The sequence below is a fragment of the Streptococcus suis genome, from assembly GCF_019856455.1.
GTDB lineage: Bacteria > Bacillota > Bacilli > Lactobacillales > Streptococcaceae > Streptococcus > Streptococcus suis_AE.
The window spans coordinates 2,071,431-2,093,438 of sequence record NZ_CP082205.1 but is presented as its reverse complement, the minus strand read 5'-3'; the positions used below and the strand labels follow the sequence as shown (position 1 = coordinate 2,093,438).

The following is a 22,008-nucleotide window of genomic DNA, read 5'->3' as shown; positions in this document are numbered from 1 at the left end:
TTTGCATGACAAAGTATATTTTTGTAACAGGTGGCGTTGTTTCCTCTATCGGCAAAGGGATTGTAGCAGCCAGCCTAGGTCGTTTATTGAAGAACCGAGGTCTCAAGGTAACAATCCAAAAATTTGATCCATACATCAATATTGACCCGGGAACAATGAGTCCGTATCAACACGGTGAAGTTTTTGTGACAGACGACGGCGCAGAAACCGACTTGGACCTTGGGCATTATGAGCGTTTCATCGACATTAACCTGAACAAATATTCAAATGTAACAACAGGTAAAATTTATAGCGAAGTCCTCCGTAAAGAGCGTAAAGGGGAATACTTAGGGGCAACAGTTCAAGTTATTCCACATATTACAGATGCTTTGAAAGACAAAATCAAGCGTGCAGCTCGTACTACAGATGCAGATGTCATCATCACGGAAGTAGGTGGTACAGTAGGTGATATTGAAAGCTTGCCATTCCTTGAAGCGCTTCGTCAGATGAAGGCAGATGTCGGTTCAGACAATGTTATGTATATCCATACAACACTCTTGCCTTATCTCAAAGCAGCAGGCGAAATGAAAACTAAGCCAACACAACATTCTGTAAAAGAGTTGCGTGGTCTAGGTATTCAGCCCAACATGTTGGTAATTCGGACAGAGCAGCCTGCTGGACAAGGAATTAAAAATAAACTGGCACAATTCTGTGATGTCGCTCCAGAAGCAGTTATTGAGTCCTTGGATGTCGAACATCTTTACCAAATCCCATTAAATATGCAAGCGCAGAACATGGATCAAATTGTTTGCGATCACTTGAAGCTCGACGTACCTCCAGCAGATATGACAGAGTGGACAGCGATGGTAAACAAGGTTCTTAATCTCCAGAAAAAAGTAAAAATCGCTTTAGTTGGTAAGTATGTAGAATTACAAGATGCCTATATTTCTGTAGTTGAAGCTCTAAAACACTCAGGATATGCAAATGATGCTGCTATCGAATTGGACTGGGTCAATGCAAATGATTTGACAGCAGAAAACGTAGCTGAACGTCTAGGACAAGCACAAGGAATTATCGTTCCTGGTGGCTTTGGACAACGTGGTACAGAAGGGAAAATACAAGCCATTCGTTATGCTCGTGAGAATGACGTGCCAATGCTAGGGGTCTGCTTGGGAATGCAGCTGACCTGTGTAGAATTTGCACGTCACGTTCTCGGTTTAGAAGGTGCTAACAGCTTTGAATTAGACCCAGAAACTAAATATCCAATTATTGACATCATGCGTGATCAAATTGGAGTGGAAGATTTAGGAGGAACTCTCCGCTTAGGTCTTTATCCAAGCAAGCTCAAACGTGGCTCCAAGGCTGCAGCTGCTTATGATAATCAAGAAGTTGTACAACGTCGCCATCGTCATCGTTATGAGTTTAACAATGAATTCCGTGAACAATTTGAAAAAGCAGGTTTTGTTTTCTCGGGCGTGTCACCAGACAACCGTTTGGTAGAAATTGTTGAAATTCCAGAAAATAAATTCTTCGTTGCCTGCCAATATCATCCAGAACTACAATCTCGTCCTAATCGCCCTGAAGGTTTGTATACAGCCTTTGTTTCAGCAGCTATGGAGAATGAAAAATAAGTATAACCATTATAGAAGAAGATTGGTATTATTCAATCTTCTTTTATATTTTATATAAAGAAACGAAAAAGATGACAATATTTATAGAAGAAAATACGAAATACCAGCCCCATATGGCATTATTGTCTAGATGGTTTTAAGCATTATATATAGTAGAATATTGCAAAAGAATCAGCTAAATCAATACGTTTTGGCAAAAAAGGTAAAAATAAAAAATAAAATTCAAAAAAGTGTTGACAAGGCTAGTCCCTAATGATATACTAGTTCTTGTGTTAAGCGGGGATGGCGGAATTGGCAGACGCGCAGGACTAAGGATCCTGTGACCGCTTTAGGTCGTGTGGGTTCAAGTCCCACTCTCCGCATAGTGGACTAGCTAAGGCTAGTCCTTTTGCTTTGTCTAGATAAGTGCAGAGCACGATATATGCTAGTTCATAAATTACAAGAATGATACGAAACAGGCATTATTATGGCTTTCATGAAAAGATATGTGAAAGTTTTCTCAAAACTAGACGGTTTCAACTAGCATTTTCAAAATAAAAATGGTAGAATAGAAGAGTATGAGGTGCAACCTCAAAAAATATTAGGAGGCTATCGAAATGCCATTAGTTTCAGCAGAAAAATTTGTCCAAGCAGCGCGTGACAACGGTTATGCAGTTGGTGGATTTAACACAAACAACCTTGAGTGGACTCAAGCTATCTTGCGTGCAGCAGAAGCAAAACAAGCTCCAGTTCTTATCCAAACTTCTATGGGTGCAGCGAAGTACATGGGTGGTTACAAAGTAGCTCGTAACTTGATTGCAAACTTGATTGAAACAATGAATATTACAGTTCCAGTTGCTATTCACCTTGACCACGGTCACTACGAAGATGCACTTGAGTGTATCGAAGTTGGTTACACTTCTATCATGTTTGACGGTTCACACCTTCCAGTAGAAGAAAACCTTGCAAAAGCAAAAGAAGTTGTAGAATTGGCGCACGCTAAAGGTATCTCAGTTGAAGCTGAAATTGGTACTATCGGTGGTGAAGAAGATGGTATCGTAGGTACTGGTGAATTGGCTCCAATTGAAGACGCAGTAGCAATGGTTGCAACTGGTATTGACTTCTTGGCAGCAGGTATCGGTAACATCCACGGTCCATACCCAGCAAACTGGGAAGGTCTTGACCTTGACCACTTGCGTAAATTGACTGAAGCTGTACCAGGTTTCCCAATCGTATTGCACGGTGGTTCAGGTATTCCAGATGCACAAATCCAAGAAGCAATCAAATTGGGTGTTGCTAAAGTTAACGTAAACACTGAGTGCCAAATCGCATTTGCAAACGCAACTCGTAAGTTTGCAGCGGCTTATGAAGCAAACGAAGCAGAGTACGATAAGAAAAAACTCTTTGACCCACGTAAATTCTTGGCAGACGGTGTGAAAGCTATCCAAGCATCTGTTGAAGAGCGTATCGACGTATTCGGTTCAGCGAACAAAGCTTAATGTAACTGCGAAGAAATCTCAGATTTCAAGTAAACAAAGCACAAGTTTCTTAGATTAAACCAAAAAGGATTTTCTTTCGAGAATCCTTTTTTTATTATGTAGTTGATTAAGTTTGATCTAGTTCTTTGCCATGAAGAAATCTACGATAGAAGTGAGCAGAGAACAGTTAAAATATAAACTGCTCCAAAGTTTTTATGACTCTAATAACTTAGAGAACGAAGAATTATGGATGGGGCGCAAACTGTAGTATTAAAATATTTACCTATGAGTATAGATACTTTAAAAAAATAAAAATGAAAATAATTCTTGCCAAGTCCAATCTTTTCTGTTAGAATAATATGGTATGTGGTGCTAGCACATCCGATATATTTGATCAAATGAGGAGGAAGATACAATGGCTAAAGTATGTTATTTCACTGGTCGTAAGACTATATCAGGTAACAACCGTTCACACGCTATGAACCAAACTAAACGCGCAGTTAAACCAAACCTTCAAAAAGTAACTGTTTTGATTGATGGTAAACCTAAAAAAGTTTGGGCTTCAGCACGTGCACTAAAATCAGGCAAAGTTGAACGCGTATAATGACAAAGTCGTTAGAAAAATCTAGCGACTTTTGTTATGGCTTCGAGCCAGTTTTTCTCGTAGAGAAAAACAAGAAAACCACCAGCTATGCTGGTGGCTGCCAAGGCTTTGAGCTTCCATTTCTTTTTCCTGTTATAATCAAATTGTTCAGGTTAGATAAAGGAGGAAAAAGAAATGGCTAAAACCAGTTACAGTTTATCACATACCAAATGGATGTGCAAATATCACATAGTTTTCACACCTAAGTACCGAAGAAAATCCATTTACTACAAAATTAGACAGGACTTAATTGATATTTTCCGTCATCTATGTCAATACAAAGGCGTGGAAATCATTGAGGGACACATGATGCCAGACCATGTTCATATGCTTGTTTTGATACCTCCGAAACTTTCGATTTCCGATTTTATGGGATATTTGAAAAGCAAAAGTGCTCTAATGATATTTGATAAACACGCTAATTTAAAATATAAGTATGGAAATCGAAAGTTTTGGGCCAGAGGCTACTATGTTAGTACCGTTGGACTGAATGAAAAGACAGTTGCGAAATATATTCGCGAGCAGGAGAAAAATGACATTGCACTTGATAAATTGAGTGTCAAAGAGTATGAAGATCCATTTTCAGATGGTAGTTTTAGAACGAGATAAAAGCCCGTTGTTACGGGCATTAGTCAAGTAATTATAGCACTAACCTGAACGAAGTTCAGCGAACGTCTTTAGACGTCGCTGGAGAGAAACGGCTTATAGCCGGTGTACAAGCCACCCGTTTTCACGGGTGGTTATGACTTTTGGAAAAAATAGCCTAGATATAAAGTCGGTGAGGAGCAAATTCGGCCACTACATAATAAACAGGAAAGAATATCAGCTATATAGCTCTTCACATTGTTGCTGAAAAGTTAACAAAGAAGGAATGTTGTCAAAAATAAACTGTGTATTGATGTGGGAGATTTTCTCAAGCACGAACATATAAACTTGGATTGACATTAGGAGGAGCATATCTGTACTGATTCTATAAGAAGGGAATCACGAACTGGAAGAATAGAGAGTGTTGCTCAGTTTTTCTCAGTTTTTCGCCAAATTTCATAAAAAAATCCCAAAAAACCGATTGACAATGCATATAAGTCATGATAGAATGATTGAGTTGTCTCTTGCGGGACTAGTTAACAGAGGAACGAAAAAAGTTTCAAAAAAGTGTTGACAAGACCATCAGAAGATGATAGAATAATTGAGTTGTCTCTTGAGGGACTGGTTAACAGAGGAACGAAAAAAAGTTTCAAAAAAGTGTTGACAAAGTTCACAAGAAATGATAAACTAAGATGGTTGTCGCGAGAGCGCGATAACGACAAGACCTTTGAAAATTAAAGAAGACGAACCAAACGTGCAGGGTGATTTATCTAAGGATAAATCGTCAATGACAAAAAAACAATAAAACGGAAAGCTAGCAATAGCTTGAGTTTGAATCAAAACTTTTAATGAGAGTTTGATCCTGGCTCAGGACGAACGCTGGCGGCGTGCCTAATACATGCAAGTAGAACGCTGAAGTCTGGTGCTTGCACTAGACGGATGAGTTGCGAACGGGTGAGTAACGCGTAGGTAACCTGCCTCATAGCGGGGGATAACTATTGGAAACGATAGCTAATACCGCATAACAGTATTTACCGCATGGTAGATACTTGAAAGGAGCAATTGCTTCACTATGAGATGGACCTGCGTTGTATTAGCTAGTTGGTGAGGTAACGGCTCACCAAGGCTTCGATACATAGCCGACCTGAGAGGGTGATCGGCCACACTGGGACTGAGACACGGCCCAGACTCCTACGGGAGGCAGCAGTAGGGAATCTTCGGCAATGGGGGCAACCCTGACCGAGCAACGCCGCGTGAGTGAAGAAGGTTTTCGGATCGTAAAGCTCTGTTGTAAGAGAAGAACTGTGAGAAGAGTGGAAAGTTTCTCATTTGACGGTATCTTACCAGAAAGGGACGGCTAACTACGTGCCAGCAGCCGCGGTAATACGTAGGTCCCGAGCGTTGTCCGGATTTATTGGGCGTAAAGCGAGCGCAGGCGGTTTGATAAGTCTGAAGTAAAAGGCTGTGGCTTAACCATAGTACGCTTTGGAAACTGTCAAACTTGAGTGCAGAAGGGGAGAGTGGAATTCCATGTGTAGCGGTGAAATGCGTAGATATATGGAGGAACACCGGTGGCGAAAGCGGCTCTCTGGTCTGTAACTGACGCTGAGGCTCGAAAGCGTGGGGAGCGAACAGGATTAGATACCCTGGTAGTCCACGCCGTAAACGATGAGTGCTAGGTGTTGGGTCCTTTCCGGGACTCAGTGCCGCAGCTAACGCATTAAGCACTCCGCCTGGGGAGTACGACCGCAAGGTTGAAACTCAAAGGAATTGACGGGGGCCCGCACAAGCGGTGGAGCATGTGGTTTAATTCGAAGCAACGCGAAGAACCTTACCAGGTCTTGACATCCCGATGACCGCCCTAGAGATAGGGTTTCTCTTCGGAGCATCGGTGACAGGTGGTGCATGGTTGTCGTCAGCTCGTGTCGTGAGATGTTGGGTTAAGTCCCGCAACGAGCGCAACCCCTATTGTTAGTTGCCATCATTCAGTTGGGCACTCTAGCGAGACTGCCGGTAATAAACCGGAGGAAGGTGGGGATGACGTCAAATCATCATGCCCCTTATGACCTGGGCTACACACGTGCTACAATGGCTGGTACAACGAGTCGCAAGTCGGTGACGGCAAGCTAATCTCTTAAAGCCAGTCTCAGTTCGGATTGTAGGCTGCAACTCGCCTACATGAAGTCGGAATCGCTAGTAATCGCGGATCAGCACGCCGCGGTGAATACGTTCCCGGGCCTTGTACACACCGCCCGTCACACCACGAGAGTTTGTAACACCCGAAGTCGGTGAGGTAACCTTTTAGGAGCCAGCCGCCTAAGGTGGGATAGATGATTGGGGTGAAGTCGTAACAAGGTAGCCGTATCGGAAGGTGCGGCTGGATCACCTCCTTTCTAAGGAAATGGAAACCTGTACGTCAGTCTTCTTTAATTTTGAGAGGTCTTGTGGGGCCTTAGCTCAGCTAAGCGAAACCTTTAGGTTGAAGCTTTGTCGAAACTAGCGGAGCTAGTGCACGACAGGGGCCAGCGTCTCAAAAATGATATTATATCGAAACAATTAAATACGTTAACAGGTACATAAAAATGTACGGGGCCTTAGCTCAGCTGGGAGAGCGCCTGCTTTGCACGCAGGAGGTCAGCGGTTCGATCCCGCTAGGCTCCATTAACAGGAGAAATCTTGTTAAGAAGGATAGTTGAATTCACGACTAACTTCTTAGGAAAATAGACAATCTTCCTTGTGTGCAAGACACACAGCGTCAGATTCCTAATTTTCTACAGAAGTTTCGCTAAGGCGACTGTCGTTCATATCCTAAACTTGTCCATTGAAAATTGAATATCTATCAAACATTCCTGATGTATCTGAAAGGATACATTAAGAAATAGTAACAAGAAAATAAACCGAAAACGCTGTGAATATTTAATGAGTTTTCTAGTTTAGAAAAAAACTAGTAATTAAGGTTAAGTTAATAAGGGCGCACGGTGGATGCCTTGGCACTAGAAGCCGATGAAGGACGTGACTAACGACGAAATGCCTTGGGGAGCTGTAAGTAAGCAATGATCCAGGGATGTCCGAATGGGGGAACCCGGCAGGTAATGCCTGTCACTCACTACTGTTAAGGTAGTGCAGAGGAAGACGCAGTGAACTGAAACATCTAAGTAGCTGCAGGAAGAGAAAGCAAAAGCGATTGCCTTAGTAGCGGCGAGCGAAACGGCAGGAGGGCAAACCGAGGAGTTTACTCCTCGGGGTTGTAGGACTGCAATGTGGACTTAAAGAGTATAGAAGAACTACCTGGGAAGGTAGGCCAAAGAGAGTAACAGCCTCGTATTTGAAATATTCTTTATACCTAGCAGTATCCTGAGTACGGCGAGACACGCGAAATCTCGTCGGAATCCGGGAGGACCATCTCCCAACCCTAAATACTCTCTAGTGACCGATAGTGAACCAGTACCGTGAGGGAAAGGTGAAAAGTACCCCGGAAGGGGAGTGAAATAGAACCTGAAACCGTGTGCCTACAACAAGTTCGAGCCCGTTAATGGGTGAGAGCGTGCCTTTTGTAGAATGAACCGGCGAGTTACGATATGATGCGAGGTTAAGTTGAAGAGGCGGAGCCGTAGGGAAACCGAGTCTTAATAGGGCGGATTAGTATTATGTCGTAGACCCGAAACCATGTGACCTACCCATGAGCAGGTTGAAGGTGCGGTAAGACGCACTGGAGGACCGAACCAGGGCACGTTGAAAAGTGCTTGGATGACTTGTGGGTAGCGGAGAAATTCCAAACGAACTTGGAGATAGCTGGTTCTCTCCGAAATAGCTTTAGGGCTAGCGTCGACATTTGAGAATCTTGGAGGTAGAGCACTGTTTGGATGAGGGGGCCATCTCGGTTTACTGATTTCAGATAAACTCCGAATGCCAATGATTTATGGTCGGCAGTCAGACTGCGAGTGCTAAGATCCGTAGTCGAAAGGGAAACAGCCCAGACCACCAGCTAAGGTCCCAAAATAATTGTTAAGTGGAAAAGGATGTGGGGTTGCACAGACAACTAGGATGTTAGCTTAGAAGCAGCTATTCATTCAAAGAGTGCGTAATAGCTCACTAGTCGAGTGACCCTGCGCCGAAAATGTACCGGGGCTAAAACAATTTACCGAAGCTGTGGATAACACATTAGTGTTATGGTAGGAGAGCGTTCTATGTGTGAAGAAGGTATACCGTGAGGAGTGCTGGAACGCATAGAAGTGAGAATGCCGGTATGAGTAGCGAAAGATGGGTGAGAATCCCATCCACCGTAAGACTAAGGTTTCCAGGGGAAGGCTCGTCCGCCCTGGGTTAGTCGGGACCTAAGGAGAGACCGAAGGGTGTATCCGATGGACAACAGGTTGATATTCCTGTACTAGAGTATGAAGTGATGGAGGGACGCAGTAGGCTAACTAAAGCGGGCGATTGGAAGAGCCCGTCTAAGCAGTGAGGTGTGATATGAGTCAAATGCTTGTATCTGTAACATTGAGCTGTGATGGGGAGCGAAGTTTAGTAGCGAAGTTAGTGACGTCACACTGCCGAGAAAAGCTTCTAGCGATGTATCATACTCTACCCGTACCGCAAACCGACACAGGTAGTCGAGGCGAGTAGCCTCAGGTGAGCGAGAGAACTCTCGTTAAGGAACTCGGCAAAATGACCCCGTAACTTCGGGAGAAGGGGTGCTGACTTAAAGTCAGCCGCAGTGAATAGGCCCAAGCAACTGTTTATCAAAAACACAGCTCTCTGCTAAATCGTAAGATGATGTATAGGGGGTGACGCCTGCCCGGTGCTGGAAGGTTAAGAGGAGGGTTTAGCGCAAGCGAAGATCTGAATTGAAGCCCCAGTAAACGGCGGCCGTAACTATAACGGTCCTAAGGTAGCGAAATTCCTTGTCGGGTAAGTTCCGACCCGCACGAAAGGCGTAATGATTTGGGCACTGTCTCAACGAGAGACTCGGTGAAATTTTAGTACCTGTGAAGATGCAGGTTACCCGCGACAGGACGGAAAGACCCCATGGAGCTTTACTGCAGTTTGATATTGAGTATCTGTACCACATGTACAGGATAGGTAGGAGCCTATGAAGTCGGGACGCCAGTTTCGACAGAGGCGCTGTTGGGATACTACCCTTGTGTTATGGCTACTCTAACCCGGATAGGTTATCCCTATCGGAGACAGTGTCTGACGGGCAGTTTGACTGGGGCGGTCGCCTCCTAAAAGGTAACGGAGGCGCCCAAAGGTTCCCTCAGAATGGTTGGAAATCATTCGCAGAGTGTAAAGGTATAAGGGAGCTTGACTGCGAGAGCTACAACTCGAGCAGGGACGAAAGTCGGGCTTAGTGATCCGGTGGTTCCGTATGGAAGGGCCATCGCTCAACGGATAAAAGCTACCCTGGGGATAACAGGCTTATCTCCCCCAAGAGTTCACATCGACGGGGAGGTTTGGCACCTCGATGTCGGCTCGTCGCATCCTGGGGCTGTAGTCGGTCCCAAGGGTTGGGCTGTTCGCCCATTAAAGCGGCACGCGAGCTGGGTTCAGAACGTCGTGAGACAGTTCGGTCCCTATCCGTCGCGGGCGTAGGAAATTTGAGAGGATCTGCTCCTAGTACGAGAGGACCAGAGTGGACTTACCGCTGGTGTACCAGTTGTCTTGCCAAAGGCATCGCTGGGTAGCTATGTAGGGACGGGATAAACGCTGAAAGCATCTAAGTGTGAAACCCACCTCAAGATGAGATTTCCCATAACTTTATGTTAGTAAGAGCCCTGAGAGATGATCAGGTAGATAGGTTGGAAGTGGAAGTGTGGCGACACATGTAGCGGACCAATACTAATCGCTCGAGGACTTATCCAAGATAAGTAATGAGAACGTTAAGAAAAGCGTATGATTTTAGGAAATCAACGCGGAAGTCGGTTAGACTTCAAGGCGATTTTTCTAAATCGCTAGCTTTTTAGTTCGAATACAATTACTTATTAAAACTAGAGTCAATATTGACAAGCGCACGGTTTCTTGTTAGAATATAGATATTCAATTTTGAGTTGACAAGACTCATTAGTTAAGTGACGATAGCCTAGGAGATACACCTGTACCCATGCCGAACACAGCAGTTAAGCCCTAGAACGCCTGAAGTAGTTGGGGGGTGCCCCCTGTTAGATACGGTAGTCGCTTAGCATATTCCGCCATAGCTCAGTTGGTAGAGCGCATGACTGTTAATCATGATGTCACAGGTTCGAGCCCTGTTGGCGGAGTAAAGAGAAATCTTTAGTATATGGTCCGTTGGTCAAGGGGTTAAGACACCGCCTTTTCACGGCGGTAACACGGGTTCGAATCCCGTACGGACTATATTTGGAGGCTGCTTAGGCCACTTTTTTTGGTTTTTTGAGGTGTATGGGCTTTAATTTGGCTCTTTTTTCTTTTCTTGTGTAACCGCCCAATAACAAGGTATCTATCCACCCACTCCCTCCTCCAGTATACTGTTAGAAAAACAAAACTGGAGGATTAATACTCAACAAAAATCAAAAAACAAACCAATCAAGTGTTTTTTAACCATCGTCTACTAACAATTGGTTTTAAAATAGACCAATCTAACTCTCGTATCACTTCTTGAAGCTTGTTTATCACATCATCTAGTGTTTTAAAAGCTTTATTCTTAAACCCTCTCTTTCGAATCTCAGCCCAAACTTGTTCAATTGGATTCATTTCAGGAGTATAGGGAGGAATAAACTCAAAACCAATATTATGTGGTTTCTCTAAGGTACTTGATTTATGCCAAACGGCATTGTCCATCACTAATAAAATATAATCGTCAGGATAAGCTTCAGATAGTTGTTTGAGAAAAACATTCATCCAATCTGTATTGCAACCCCCAGCGATAATGAAGAAGGACTCTCCTGTATGGGCATCAATAGCACCATAGCAATAGCGATACTCACGAATATAGTGGCTATGTACATGCGGTCTCACCCCTTTTGGTGCCCAGGCCTTTCCAATTTTACTAATCCGACCGAAACCCGCCTCATCTTGATACATTAGTCTGACTTTATGATAGCGACGACTATTCTTGAAGCGCTTTCCTATTTTCGTGAATGAAGATTTTATTTTTAGACGCTAGAATCGTTTCGGCGTCTGCTTTTTTAGGGTGTTCTGGTCTTGGCGTCACTTTGCGCCAACCATGGCGTTTCAGAAGGGCATAGAATCCTTCCTTGGTCGTAGGGTGTCCAACCCGTTTCTGATAAGTTTCGTAGAGAGAGTTTATGGTCACAAATTCGCCATTTAGTGAAGCTGTTAACTGTTCTTTTAGAAATGCTTCCTCTTCTTGAAGGGTTAAATATTGACGGTTCCGTCCACCTCGCGTTTCTCTTACTAGAGCTGAAATCCCACCAAGCTCATACTTGCCTTGTAAGGACCAGATTGTATACTTTGAATAGCCGATAAGGTTAGTGATTTCCTTATAACTGAGACCTTCGGCTCTGAACAGGATTACTTGAAGTCGTCTATGAAATGGGGAATAGGTTTTATCTTTCAAATAAGTTTTTAATTCGTTTGTTTGTTCGATAGTAAGTTTCATAAATCTATTATACGTTAGTTTTTGTTTTTTGAACAGTATTATTATGTCACACCCCATCATTCCATTGACTGTTCCCCAATCTCGCCGCTTTGAGAAGCGAGGCAGAAACGATATTATGATGAAAATTCGTCTCGGAAAAGTGGAGCTCACAGTCTTTCACACTATCAATCAAGAAACACTAGAAACAATCTTAGATAAGGTACTGTTCTATGACCATCCAACTCAGTGATTTAGGTCAAGTTTACTTGGTCTGTGGAAAAACAGATATGCGTCAGGGAATTGATTCCCTGGCCTATCTTATCAAAAGTCAGTTCAACCTGGATCCCTTCTCCGGTCAGGTCTATCTCTTCTGCGGAGGTCGAAAAGACCGGTTCAAAGCTCTTTATTGGGATGGACAGGGATTTTGGTTATTGTATAAACGTTTTGAAAATGGGAAATTGACCTGGCCAAACAATGAAGAAGAGGTCAAGGCTCTAACTTCCGAGCAAGTCGACTGGCTCATGAAAGGATTTTCTATCATTCCAAAAATAAATGTTTCAAAAAGTCGTGATTTCTATTGAAATCATGGCTTTTCTTTGTGTATAATGAGATAAAAAGAAGGAGATTGGTTATGTCATCACTAGAAAAAATTATTGAAACACAGTCAAAAACGATAGAGATGATGGCTAATGAACTCACTCTCCTTCGAGAACAGGTTGACTATCTGAGACAGAAACTCTACGGAAAATCATCAGAGAAGGTCGTATATCAACCAGGTCAGCTGAGCTTGTTTGGGGAGGAAAGTCTCCCTGAAGAAGAAGCTGACTTACCCAGTTGAAACGGAGACCATCACCTATAAACGCAAGAAAGCTAAGGGAGTTCGTCAGGCTATTTTCAGCCAGTTCACTCCAGAGATTGTGCATCACGAATTGCAGGGCGAAGACTGCACTTGTCCAGACTGTCATGGTCAGCTGAAAGAGATTGGCTCAACTGTTCAACGACAAGAGTTGGTCTTCATTCCTGCACAATTAAAGCGGATTGACCATGTTCAACACGCATACAAGTGTCAGGCATGTAGTCAGAAGAATCTAAGCGATAAGATTATCAAGGCTCCTGTTCCTAAGGCACCTTTGGCACACAGCTTGGGTTCAGCCTCTATCATCGCTCACACCATTCATCAGAAATTCAATCTGAAGGTACCCAATTACCGTCAGGAAGAGGACTGGCATAAACTTGGCCTGCCCATCAGTCGGAAGGAAATAGCCAACTGGCACATCAAGTCTAGTCAGTATTATTTCGAGCCGATTTATAACCTGTTGCACGAGAAATTGTTGGAGCAGCCTATTCTTCATGCGGATGAGACTTCCTACAAGGTCTTAGAAAATGATAGCCAGTTGACCTACTACTGGACTTTCTTGTCTGGGAAACATGAGAAAAATGGAATTACCCTCTATCATCATGACAAACGACGGAGCGGCTTAGTTGTGGAGGAGTTTCTTGGGGACTATGCGGGCTACGTTCATTGTGACATGTGGAGTGCTTATCGTCAATTAGACAAGGCTCAGCTCGTTGGCTGTTGGGCTCATGTTAGACGAAAATTTTTTGAGGCGACTCCTAAGAAGACAGACAAGACTTCTTTAGGAGCCAAGGGTTTAGCCTATTGCGACCGCCTGTTTGCCTTGGAGAGTGACTGGGCTGACCTGTCTACTGAGGAACGGCTACATAAACGGCAGACAGAGTTAACTCCCTTGATGGACGAGTTCTTTGATTGGTGCCGTGAACAGGCTGTCTTGCCAGCTTCCAAATTGGGTACTGCAATAGAGTATAGCCTCAAATACGAAACCACCTTCCGAGCCGTTCTCTCGGACGGTGACCTAGTCCTGTCCAACAATATGGCTGAGAGGGCTATGAAGACCTTGGTGATGGGCAGAAAAAATTGGCTTTTTTCTCAGAGCTTTGAGGGAGCCAAGTCGACAGCTGTCATTTTGAGTCTTTTAGAAACAGCTAAGCGACACGGACTTGATGCAGAAAAATATATGACCTATCTTCTAGAACACTTACCTAATGAGGAGTCGCTCGCAAAAAAGGAGGTTTTAGAAGCCTATTTGCCATGGGATAAAAATATTAAGAGAGCTTGTAAATAGAAAAAGGTTCCAGAGTCGACAGGACTTTGGAGCCTTTTCAATATACCTTGTTATTGGGCGCTTACTTTCTTGTTACTTTGTCTATTCATTGTTTGTTGATATAATAGAGACATGAAAAGATTATGTGATGAATTATCGGTTTTGCCAGGGATTGGTCCAAAATCGGCTGAAAAATTCTTAAAAATTAACATTCAGAATATTAATGATTTGCTGACTTACTATCCATTTAGATATGAAGATTTTGAGAGTAAGTCTATTTATGATTTGCAGGATGGGGAGAAGGCAGTGGTAGTTGGGGAGGTGGTATCTCCAGCTAATGTACAGTATTATGGTTACAAAAGAAATAGACTCCGTTTTTCAATGAAACAGGGAGAGGTTGTCTTAGCAGTTTCGTTTTTTAATCAGCCTTATTTAGCAGATAAGATTGTTTTGGGGCAGGATATTGCAGTTTGGGGAAAGTGGGATAAGGCTAAGGCAAGTTTGACAGGAATGAAAATTTTGGCTCAAGTATCAGATGAGCTCCAACCTGTCTATCATGTGGCGCAAGGGATTTCGCAAGTAAATTTGGTTAAGGCTATTAAAACAGCTATTGATCAGGGATATTTGCATTTATTAGAGGAGAACTTGCCATCAGTTTTACGAGAGCGCTATCGGTTAATGAATCGCCGAGAGGCGGTTTTTGCGATGCATTTTCCGACAAATTTAGAAGAGTATAGACAAGCTTTGCGACGTATGAAGTTTGAGGAATTATTTTATTTTCAATTACAGTTGCAAATGCTGAAAGCCAACAATCGTGATATTTCGAATGGTTTGAAGATTGCTTATGATGCTGATAGATTGGCTATGCAAATAAGACAATTGCCGTTTGTCTTAACAGATGCTCAGTCTGGGGCTTTGGCTGAAATACTATCAGATATGAAGTCCTATGGGCACATGAATCGTTTGTTACAAGGGGATGTTGGTTCAGGGAAGACAGTAGTTGCTGGATTGGCTATGTTTGCTGCTGTGACTGCGGGGATGCAGGCTGCAATCATGGTGCCGACAGAAATTTTGGCTGAGCAACACTTTGAGAGTTTGCGCCAGCTTTTTCCAGAACTTTCTATTGCTCTTTTGACAGGGGGAATGAAGGCTACGGAGCGTCGTACTGCTTTAGAGGCGATTTCTAGTGGTCAGGTAGACATCATTGTAGGAACTCACGCTCTTATCCAGGAAAGTGTGACGTACCATAAGCTTGGTTTGGTTGTGACGGATGAGCAACATCGTTTTGGTGTTAAACAGCGCCGTCTGTTTCGTGAGAAGGGTGATAATCCGGATGTGCTTATGATGACTGCTACACCTATTCCTCGGACGTTAGCCATTACAGCTTTTGGAGATATGGATGTATCGATTATTAATCAGTTACCTGCTGGTCGGAAGCCAATTATCACTCGCTGGGTCAAACATCAACAGCTGCCCACGGTCTTAGATTGGTTGGAGAAGGAGCTTAAGAGTGGTGCTCAGGTTTATTTTATCTCTCCGCTGATTGAAGAATCTGAGGCTCTAGATTTAAAGAATGCTGTAGATCTGCAATCTGATTTACAGGCGCATTTTGGAGAGCAAGTTACAGTGGATTTGTTACACGGTAAGATGAAGAATGACGAGAAAGATGCCATCATGCAGGCTTTTAAGGAGCGAAAAACGAATATTTTGGTTTCTACCACTGTTATTGAAGTCGGAGTCAATGTGCCCAATGCAACGGTGATGGTTATTATGGATGCTGATCGTTTTGGTTTAAGCCAATTACATCAGTTGAGAGGGCGTGTAGGACGTGGTCATAAGCAGTCTTATGCAGTGTTAGTTGCTAATCCTAAAACAGAGTCTGGTAAGGAACGCATGAAAATTATGACAGAGACGACAGATGGTTTTATTTTGGCTGAAGCTGACTTAAAAATGCGTGGGTCTGGAGAAATATTTGGGACTCGTCAATCAGGTTTGCCAGAATTTCAGGTTGCAAATATTATCGAGGACTATCCAATTTTAGAGGAAGCAAGGCGAGTTGCTAGTCAGATTGTTAGCGTGGAAAATTGGCAGGAGGACACTAATTGGTCGATTTTGCTTGCTAATTTGAAAGATCGAGAGGAATTGGACTAGTCATATAAAAAAGGCCAACACACATGTGTTGGTCTTTTGACATATTGAATAGTTCGTCAGCGATTAACCTTGGATGTAATCTGCCAAGCTTTGCTCTTCTAAGCCTGCATTGAGAGCGATAAGGAGTTTGAGTCGGGCTTTTTGAGCATTCAATTCTTTAACAAATAGAATGCCGTCTTTCTCCAGTTGGATGCCACCTCCTTGGTAGGCATAGACAGGCTCAGCAATTCCGTTAAAACAGCGAGATACCAGAATAATGGGTATCTTTTGAACAAGGAGTTTCTTAATGGCTGGAAGGATGGTAGGCGGAAGATTTCCGGCGCCGAGTGCTTCAATGACTAAACCGGAAATTGAGCTTGCAGTGAGAGAATCAAGGAGAATGGAGTCCATATCTGCATAAGCTTTTATGATTGGAACCGTTCCTGTGACTGTTGATAAGTCAAATCGAACACGTGGTTCAGCAGTTTTAAAATAGAGAATCTCTCGTTTGGTGACTAATCCCAGTGGTCCATGGGTTGGTGTTTGAAAGGTTGAGACATTGGTGGTATGGGTTTTTGTAACATATTTAGCAGCATGAATTTCATCGTTCATGACCACTAGAACACCTTTATCTGCGGATTTAGCATCAGCAGCCACACGTAGGGCTGTTCGGTAGTTATAAATCCCGTCGCTACCTAGTTCATTTGAGGAACGCATAGCTCCGGTCAATACAATTGGTTTTTCTGGAATAGCCATTGTATCAAGGAAATAGGCAGTTTCTTCTAAAGTATCTGTGCCATGTGTAATGACAAAACCATCGAAGTTCATTTGTTCTTCTTTGATTTTTTGGTATAGAGTCATCATGTGTTCTAAGCGAATGTGTGGACTTGGAACATTGAGAAAATCCAAGGATGTCACTTGAATTTCTTCTAGTGGGCTATCAATTTGGGTCATTGGATTGATTTTACTCGATGCAACTTCACCCTGATGATTAGCTTGCATAGAAATGGTTCCACCTGTATGCAGTACTAGAATTTTTTTCATAAATTTTCAGTTTCTTTCAAAGTGTGATATACTAATTGTAACATAATTCTTAGAAAGTAGGTGAGTTGGTTGACGATAAAGGCTGTATTTTTCGATATTGATGGTACCTTATTGACCGACAATCGTATGGTTAGTAGTTTAACTATTCTCGCCATTAATGCTTTGAAAGAGAAGGGGATTTTAGTTGGTCTAGCTACAGGACGTGACCCTCGTTTTGTTTTGCAGTATATGGCTAGTTTAGGGCTAGATTTGGTCATTGCTTATAATGGTCAATATATTTTTTCAAGAGAAGAAGTTATTTATAGTCAGAGTTTAGAGCCAAAGCAAATTGAACAAATTATGGAGTATGCGCAAACTCACCATAAGGATTTATCTTTTGGAACTGCTAAAGGCATATTTGGTAGTAATATTATGAGTGCTGGAACAGGAAATTTTGCCTATCGTGTGACGCGTATGATTCCGGAGTCCTGGGCTGGAATCATAAACTTTATTTTCAATCGCTTGGTACGTTGGATTAGTCCTCAACAGGAAACGAATTTGAAAGGTTTTCTCTTTCAACCAATCTATCAGCTGATGTTGCTGACGACGGAAAGGGAGACACAATCATTGGAGGTGCTCTTTCCGAACTTGTCTTTTACGCGTTCGAGTCCCTATGCGACTGATATTATCAGTAAGGGAAATTCAAAATTATCGGGTATTGTAAAGGTTGCAGATCGGTATGGTTTTGAGTTAGATGAAGTTATGGTATTCGGGGATTCTAATAATGATTTTGAAATGTTGAATGAAATTCAGCACTCGGTAGCGATGGGAAATGGGACGAAAAAGGTGAAACAAGCAGCTTCCTTTGTTACAGATACAAATAATCGTGATGGGATTTATAAGGCATTAATTCATTTTGGTGTGATTGAGGGATAAGATGTTTCAGAGCAAGGACGATAATTTTAATAGGGTAAAGGATTTTCATTTTTTAATGGATGGTGAAACCCAAGAACTTCCCAGTGTGTATGATGGACAGACGGCTTTGCATCGCGCTGGTTTTAAAGTGGAGGAGTTGGTAGAATTTCTACATGCAGCTTCAGAATCTGAAGTTGAGTTTCATGATTTTATTCAACAACTTCATCAGGATTTAGATACTGCTGTTGCTAAGGTATCTGGCAAGAGAGGTTTCGGGGTTTCGATGCATGATCAGGTAGATGCTTTGCTGGATATTCTTTATTTTACATATGGTTCGTTTGTTTTGATGGGGGTTGATCCAGAACCAATTTTTCAGATAGTCCATACTGCAAATATGGGGAAAACATTTCCAGATGGGAAGGCCCATTTTGATCCGATTACCCATAAAATTTTAAAACCTGATGATTGGGAAGAACGGTTTGCGCCGGAGGAAAAGATTCAGGAAGAGCTGAAAAGACAGATGAAAAGACTTGATTCGTAAATCAAGTCTTCAGATTGCAGACAAACATCGTTTTGGTGTTTGTCTTTTTTACTGTTTTTAGAGAAAAATGGCTGTTTTGGTGCATAAACCACCTCATCTGGACATAATAAAAAGGCCTTCTTGCCATCCTTTTAACTAGTTTTTTGAGATTTAAGCACGCCAAAGTCAGTCCAATCTTATCCTCCATTTTGGACTTGCCTTTTTCCCTCGTGTAGCGCAGATTATGGTATTCCTTGGCTGTGCCAAATAGCCGTTCAATCGTCTCTTTCCGATGTTGGTAGAGCTCCTTCATCCCTCTTTGATGACGAATATCCTCGCACTGTTCCAAATACTCCTTCCAAATATGCCGCGTAACAACTTTTTGATGGTTCTTACTGGTCGTACATACTGATAATAGGGGACAGTTGGCACAAATTGCAGGATCACTTTTGTATTCTCGGTAGCCTTCTCGGGTAGTCGTGCGATAGGTCAAGGTCTGATGTTCAGGACACAGGACACAATCGAAGTGTTCGTCATAGACAAAATCTTTAGGACGAAGTTGTCCCTTCTTCCCACGAGGACGGGTGTAGGGAAGGACAGGAGTGATTTCCTTATCAATTAGAAACTTGGCAATACTGGGAGTTTTATAGCCCGAATCTGCAATGATATACTCTGGTTTCAAGGGTTCAAGCTTGGCGAAAAGTGCAGGAAAAGCCTGACTGTCATGGATATTACCAGCCTCAACACTATAAGCAAGTGCCCAGCCATACTTATCACAGGCAACTTGGGCAGAATAAGCGAAAACTTCCTTATGATCACCTTTGTGGAACCAGCCACTTTCTGGGTCGGTTGTGGAGATTTTCTTAGCGATGGGCTCTGGCTCTTTGGCGGGCCCGAGCGGCTTTTTTCCGTGCTTTACCCGATCTTGATTAATTTCGATTTCCAGCTGTTCACTCATGAATTTAGCCTGCTTTTCCACCTCTTGGTTGATAAACTTACGATTATTGGCCGCAGCTTTAATATGAGTTCCGTCTATGAAAATCTCCGTCGGGTCAATCAGGCCTGCATTGATACACAGCCCAAGAATATGCGTGAAAATGGACTCAATCAAACCTTTCTCTTGAAAGCGACGGGAATAATTTTTGCCGTATGTCGTGAAGTGAGGCACCTTGTCATCTAGGGTTAAACCAAGAAACCAGCGATAGGCAGTATTCACTTCAATATCCTTGATGGTCTGACGCATGGAACGAATACCATAAAAGCACTGAATCAGAGGAATTTTAACTAACATGACAGGGTCAAGACTAGGACGACCATTATCAGACGAATAGGTATCTTCTACTAGGTCATAAATGAAGTTGAAGTCAATCACAGCTTCCACTTGGCGCAGGAAATGATCTGCAGGTACAAGCTGGTCAAGGGTATAGAAACCGTACTGATTGCGGTTATAGTCAGGTTTTTCTTTGTGTAACATAGGAGAACCTCACAAGTCCTTTTTCTTATATTATACTCCTAAATACGAAGAAAAGCCCTTAGAAAATCAATTCTAAGGACTTTGTCTTCAGTCTGAAGACTTGATTCGTAAATCAAGTCTTTTGGTTTATAAACTTTTTTCTCCATCGCGAACAATGAGTAAATCGATAGTTGCGTGGCGCATGATATATTCGGATGAGGATCCGATCAGGAGACGTTCAAAGGCATTTAGACCAGTTGCCCCAAGTAACATAAGATCAGCACCGGTTTCCTTTGGAATATCGATAGCCAATAGGGTTTTAGGGTTACCAAATTCGATGCGAATTTGTACATCGGTCAGACCAGCGTTGAGGGCTTCTTGTTTGTATTCTTCGAGGAGGAGCTCCGCCTCTCTTTCTAAAGATTCATAGACAGAGGCGTCAAATGCAATAACATTGTGGAGAGCACGGGTGTCAATCACATGGGCGATAATCAGACGTGCTTGGTTGCGTAGTGCGACATGAATAGCTTTATGAAGAGCTAATTCTGCTCCTTTAGAGCCGTCTACAGCGACGAGTATGGTTTTGTAAGATTGTGTCATAATAATAACTCCTTTCAGAAGAGCTTTGTCCCGAAATAGGTAGAGTAGTTCCTTACATTTTTATTATAAGCCTTTTGAGAGAAAATGTAAAGGATTCTTGTACTTTTTTAGCTTTTACAGTACAATAGAAAAGATAGAAAGTCGAGGTGACGACATGAAGCAATTTAACAAGTCAACAAAATTGGATGATGTAGCATATGATATTCGTGGGCCTGTTTTGGAAGAGGCCATGCGTATGCGTGCCAATGGAGAGCAGATTTTACGTTTGAATACGGGGAATCCTGCAGAATTTGGTTTTACTGCTCCAGATGAAGTTATTCGTGACTTGATTCATAACGCCCGTAAATCAGAGGGATATTCGAATAGTAAGGGAATTTTTTCTGCACGTAAGGCTATCATGCAGTATTGTCAGCTAAAGAAATTTCCAAATGTTGACATTGAAGATATTTATCTTGGAAACGGCGTGAGTGAGCTGATTGTTATGTCTATGCAAGGTTTGCTAGATAATGGTGATGAGGTGTTGGTGCCAATGCCAGACTATCCTCTCTGGACTGCCGCAGTTAGTTTGGCTGGTGGTAAAGCTGTTCACTATGTTTGTGATGAAGCAGCTGAATGGTATCCAGATTTGGCAGATATGGAGTCCAAGGTGACTTCTCGAACCAAAGCAATTGTCCTTATCAATCCAAATAATCCAACTGGTGCTCTCTATCCGAAAGAAATTTTAGAAGGAATCATTGATATTGCTCGTAGACATGAATTGATCATTTTCTCTGATGAGATTTATGATCGTATGGTCTTTGACGGAGCTGTTCATATCCCTATTGCGACACTGGCTCCAGATTTATTTGTTGTGACGATGAATGGACTGTCTAAATCGCATCGTATTTGTGGTTTCCGAGTAGGTTGGATGGTCTTATCTGGTCCGAAAAAGCATGTAAAAGGTTACATTGAAGGCTTGAATATGTTGTCCAATATGCGTTTGTGTTCAAACGTTTTGGCTCAACAGGTTGTTCAAACTTCTTTGGGAGGCTACCAATCGGTTGATGAACTCTTGATGCCTGGCGGACGCTTATATGAACAAAGGGAGTTTATTACCAAGGCGATTAATGATATTCCGGGGCTTTCTGCTGTAAAACCTAAGGCTGGTCTGTATGTCTTCCCAAAAATTGATCGTGAGATGTACCGAGTTGAGGATGATGAACAATTTGTATTGGATTTCCTCAAGCAAGAAAAAGTACTTTTGGTCCATGGTCGAGGTTTTAACTGGAAGGATCCAGATCATTTCCGTATTGTGTATTTACCACGTGTGGATGAGTTGGCAGAAATTCAAGAAAAAATGTCACGATTTTTGCGGCAATATCGTAGATAATGGAATTTTGGGAGTGGGAAAGAACTCA

At 42.6% G+C, this 22,008-nt stretch carries 12 protein-coding genes, 4 tRNA genes, 3 rRNA genes and 3 pseudogenes; 18 read left to right on the top strand and 4 right to left on the bottom strand.

From position 1 onward, the window contains the following. Positions 1–5: 5 nt before the first annotated feature. From K6969_RS10070 to K6969_RS10020, 11 genes are all read left to right on the top strand, one after another. On the top strand, positions 6–1,610 hold the full coding sequence (locus K6969_RS10070) for a CTP synthase (RefSeq protein WP_029178900.1): 1,605 nt from the start codon (positions 6–8) through the stop codon (positions 1,608–1,610). Between the two features lie 276 nt (positions 1,611–1,886). Beyond that, positions 1,887–1,972 (top strand) — tRNA-Leu (locus K6969_RS10065). Positions 1,973–2,206: 234 nt separating this feature from the next. After that, positions 2,207–3,088: a class II fructose-bisphosphate aldolase gene (locus K6969_RS10060; protein ID WP_171943109.1), complete on the top strand. Its 882-nt coding sequence runs from the start codon at positions 2,207–2,209 to the stop codon at positions 3,086–3,088. Between the two features lie 394 nt (positions 3,089–3,482). Beyond that, entirely contained in the window at positions 3,483–3,671 is a 189-nt protein-coding gene (gene rpmB, locus K6969_RS10055) for a 50S ribosomal protein L28 (RefSeq protein WP_029178922.1), read from the top strand. A gap of 174 nt (positions 3,672–3,845) precedes the next feature. Then, on the top strand, positions 3,846–4,319 hold the full coding sequence (gene tnpA / locus K6969_RS10050) for an IS200/IS605 family transposase (RefSeq protein ID WP_024378560.1): 474 nt from the start codon (positions 3,846–3,848) through the stop codon (positions 4,317–4,319). Between the two features lie 820 nt (positions 4,320–5,139). Next, positions 5,140–6,688: ribosomal RNA gene (locus K6969_RS10045) — 16S ribosomal RNA — on the top strand. 195 nt (positions 6,689–6,883) lie between these two features. Beyond that, positions 6,884–6,956, top strand: a tRNA-Ala gene (locus K6969_RS10040). Between the two features lie 294 nt (positions 6,957–7,250). Continuing rightward, positions 7,251–10,154: ribosomal RNA gene (locus K6969_RS10035) — 23S ribosomal RNA — on the top strand. A 202-nt stretch (positions 10,155–10,356) separates the two neighbouring features. Next, positions 10,357–10,472: ribosomal RNA gene (gene rrf / locus K6969_RS10030) — 5S ribosomal RNA — on the top strand. The 16S, 23S and 5S rRNA genes sit together here with 3 tRNA genes alongside, the layout of an rRNA operon. Before the next feature lie 4 nt (positions 10,473–10,476). Beyond that, positions 10,477–10,549, top strand: a tRNA-Asn gene (locus K6969_RS10025). 22 nt (positions 10,550–10,571) lie between these two features. Beyond that, positions 10,572–10,643, top strand: a tRNA-Glu gene (locus K6969_RS10020). Positions 10,644–10,832: 189 nt separating this feature from the next. On the opposite strand, the pseudogene K6969_RS10015 reads toward K6969_RS10020, so the two are convergent. Continuing rightward, positions 10,833–11,691, bottom strand: a pseudogene (locus K6969_RS10015) (IS630 family transposase); the annotation flags it as partial. Between the two features lie 220 nt (positions 11,692–11,911). Between K6969_RS10015 and K6969_RS10010 the strand changes: the two are divergent. The 5 genes from K6969_RS10010 to recG all read left to right on the top strand — a co-directional run bounded on the left by K6969_RS10010 (position 11,912) and on the right by recG (position 16,121). Further along, positions 11,912–12,097, top strand: a complete 186-nt coding sequence (locus tag K6969_RS10010; protein ID WP_029188188.1) for a hypothetical protein — start codon at positions 11,912–11,914, stop codon at positions 12,095–12,097. Then, complete coding sequence (gene tnpB, locus K6969_RS10005) at positions 12,078–12,428, top strand: IS66 family insertion sequence element accessory protein TnpB (protein ID WP_029188189.1); 351 nt, start codon at positions 12,078–12,080, stop codon at positions 12,426–12,428. The genes K6969_RS10010 and tnpB overlap by 20 nt, the downstream gene beginning before the upstream one ends. A gap of 50 nt (positions 12,429–12,478) precedes the next feature. After that, positions 12,479–12,685, top strand: coding sequence for a transposase (locus K6969_RS10000; protein ID WP_029178852.1), 207 nt, complete (start codon positions 12,479–12,481; stop codon positions 12,683–12,685). Beyond that, positions 12,639–13,991 (top strand): IS66-like element short variant transposase, encoded by a 1,353-nt coding sequence (locus K6969_RS09995; protein WP_321537402.1) that lies wholly within the window; start codon positions 12,639–12,641, stop codon positions 13,989–13,991. The genes K6969_RS10000 and K6969_RS09995 overlap by 47 nt, the downstream gene beginning before the upstream one ends. A 111-nt stretch (positions 13,992–14,102) precedes the next feature. Then, positions 14,103–16,121, top strand: a complete 2,019-nt coding sequence (gene recG / locus K6969_RS09990) for an ATP-dependent DNA helicase RecG (RefSeq protein ID WP_171943221.1) — start codon at positions 14,103–14,105, stop codon at positions 16,119–16,121. Between the two features lie 63 nt (positions 16,122–16,184). Here recG and K6969_RS09985 read toward each other — a convergent pair whose 3' ends face one another. After that, entirely contained in the window at positions 16,185–17,144 is a 960-nt protein-coding gene (locus tag K6969_RS09985) for an asparaginase (RefSeq protein WP_171943220.1), read from the bottom strand. Between the two features lie 69 nt (positions 17,145–17,213). Between K6969_RS09985 and K6969_RS09980 the strand changes: the two are divergent. Beyond that, positions 17,214–18,579, top strand: a pseudogene (locus tag K6969_RS09980) (Cof-type HAD-IIB family hydrolase). Here the strand turns inward: K6969_RS09980 and K6969_RS09975 are convergent. Together K6969_RS09975 and K6969_RS09970 are read right to left on the bottom strand one after the other, a co-directional pair. Continuing rightward, positions 18,537–20,032: pseudogene (locus tag K6969_RS09975) on the bottom strand (IS1182 family transposase). The pseudogenes K6969_RS09980 and K6969_RS09975 sit on opposite strands and share 43 nt — an antisense overlap. 126 nt (positions 20,033–20,158) lie before the next feature. Beyond that, positions 20,159–20,611, bottom strand: a complete 453-nt coding sequence (locus K6969_RS09970; protein WP_029178924.1) for a universal stress protein — start codon at positions 20,609–20,611, stop codon at positions 20,159–20,161. A gap of 154 nt (positions 20,612–20,765) precedes the next feature. Between K6969_RS09970 and K6969_RS09965 the strand changes: the two genes are divergently transcribed. Beyond that, complete coding sequence (locus K6969_RS09965; protein WP_014637482.1) at positions 20,766–21,980, top strand: pyridoxal phosphate-dependent aminotransferase; 1,215 nt, start codon at positions 20,766–20,768, stop codon at positions 21,978–21,980. Positions 21,981–22,008 lie beyond the last annotated feature (28 nt).

Excerpts from the sequence above, each read along its gene's own strand:
- K6969_RS10000 (WP_029178852.1), top strand. The coding sequence starts at position 12,479 with ATGTCATCACTAGAAAAAATTATTGAAACACAGTCAAAAACGATAGAG.
- K6969_RS10010 (WP_029188188.1), top strand. The coding sequence starts at position 11,912 with ATGTCACACCCCATCATTCCATTGACTGTTCCCCAATCTCGCCGCTTT.
- K6969_RS10060 (WP_171943109.1), top strand. The coding sequence starts at position 2,207 with ATGCCATTAGTTTCAGCAGAAAAATTTGTCCAAGCAGCGCGTGACAAC.
- tnpA (WP_024378560.1), top strand. The coding sequence starts at position 3,846 with ATGGCTAAAACCAGTTACAGTTTATCACATACCAAATGGATGTGCAAA.
- K6969_RS09965 (WP_014637482.1), top strand. The coding sequence starts at position 20,766 with ATGAAGCAATTTAACAAGTCAACAAAATTGGATGATGTAGCATATGAT.
- recG (WP_171943221.1), top strand. The coding sequence starts at position 14,103 with ATGAAAAGATTATGTGATGAATTATCGGTTTTGCCAGGGATTGGTCCA.
- K6969_RS09985 (WP_171943220.1), bottom strand. The coding sequence starts at position 17,144 with ATGAAAAAAATTCTAGTACTGCATACAGGTGGAACCATTTCTATGCAA.
- tnpB (WP_029188189.1), top strand. The coding sequence starts at position 12,078 with ATGACCATCCAACTCAGTGATTTAGGTCAAGTTTACTTGGTCTGTGGA.
- K6969_RS09970 (WP_029178924.1), bottom strand. The coding sequence starts at position 20,611 with ATGACACAATCTTACAAAACCATACTCGTCGCTGTAGACGGCTCTAAA.
- rpmB (WP_029178922.1), top strand. The coding sequence starts at position 3,483 with ATGGCTAAAGTATGTTATTTCACTGGTCGTAAGACTATATCAGGTAAC.
- K6969_RS10070 (WP_029178900.1), top strand. The coding sequence starts at position 6 with ATGACAAAGTATATTTTTGTAACAGGTGGCGTTGTTTCCTCTATCGGC.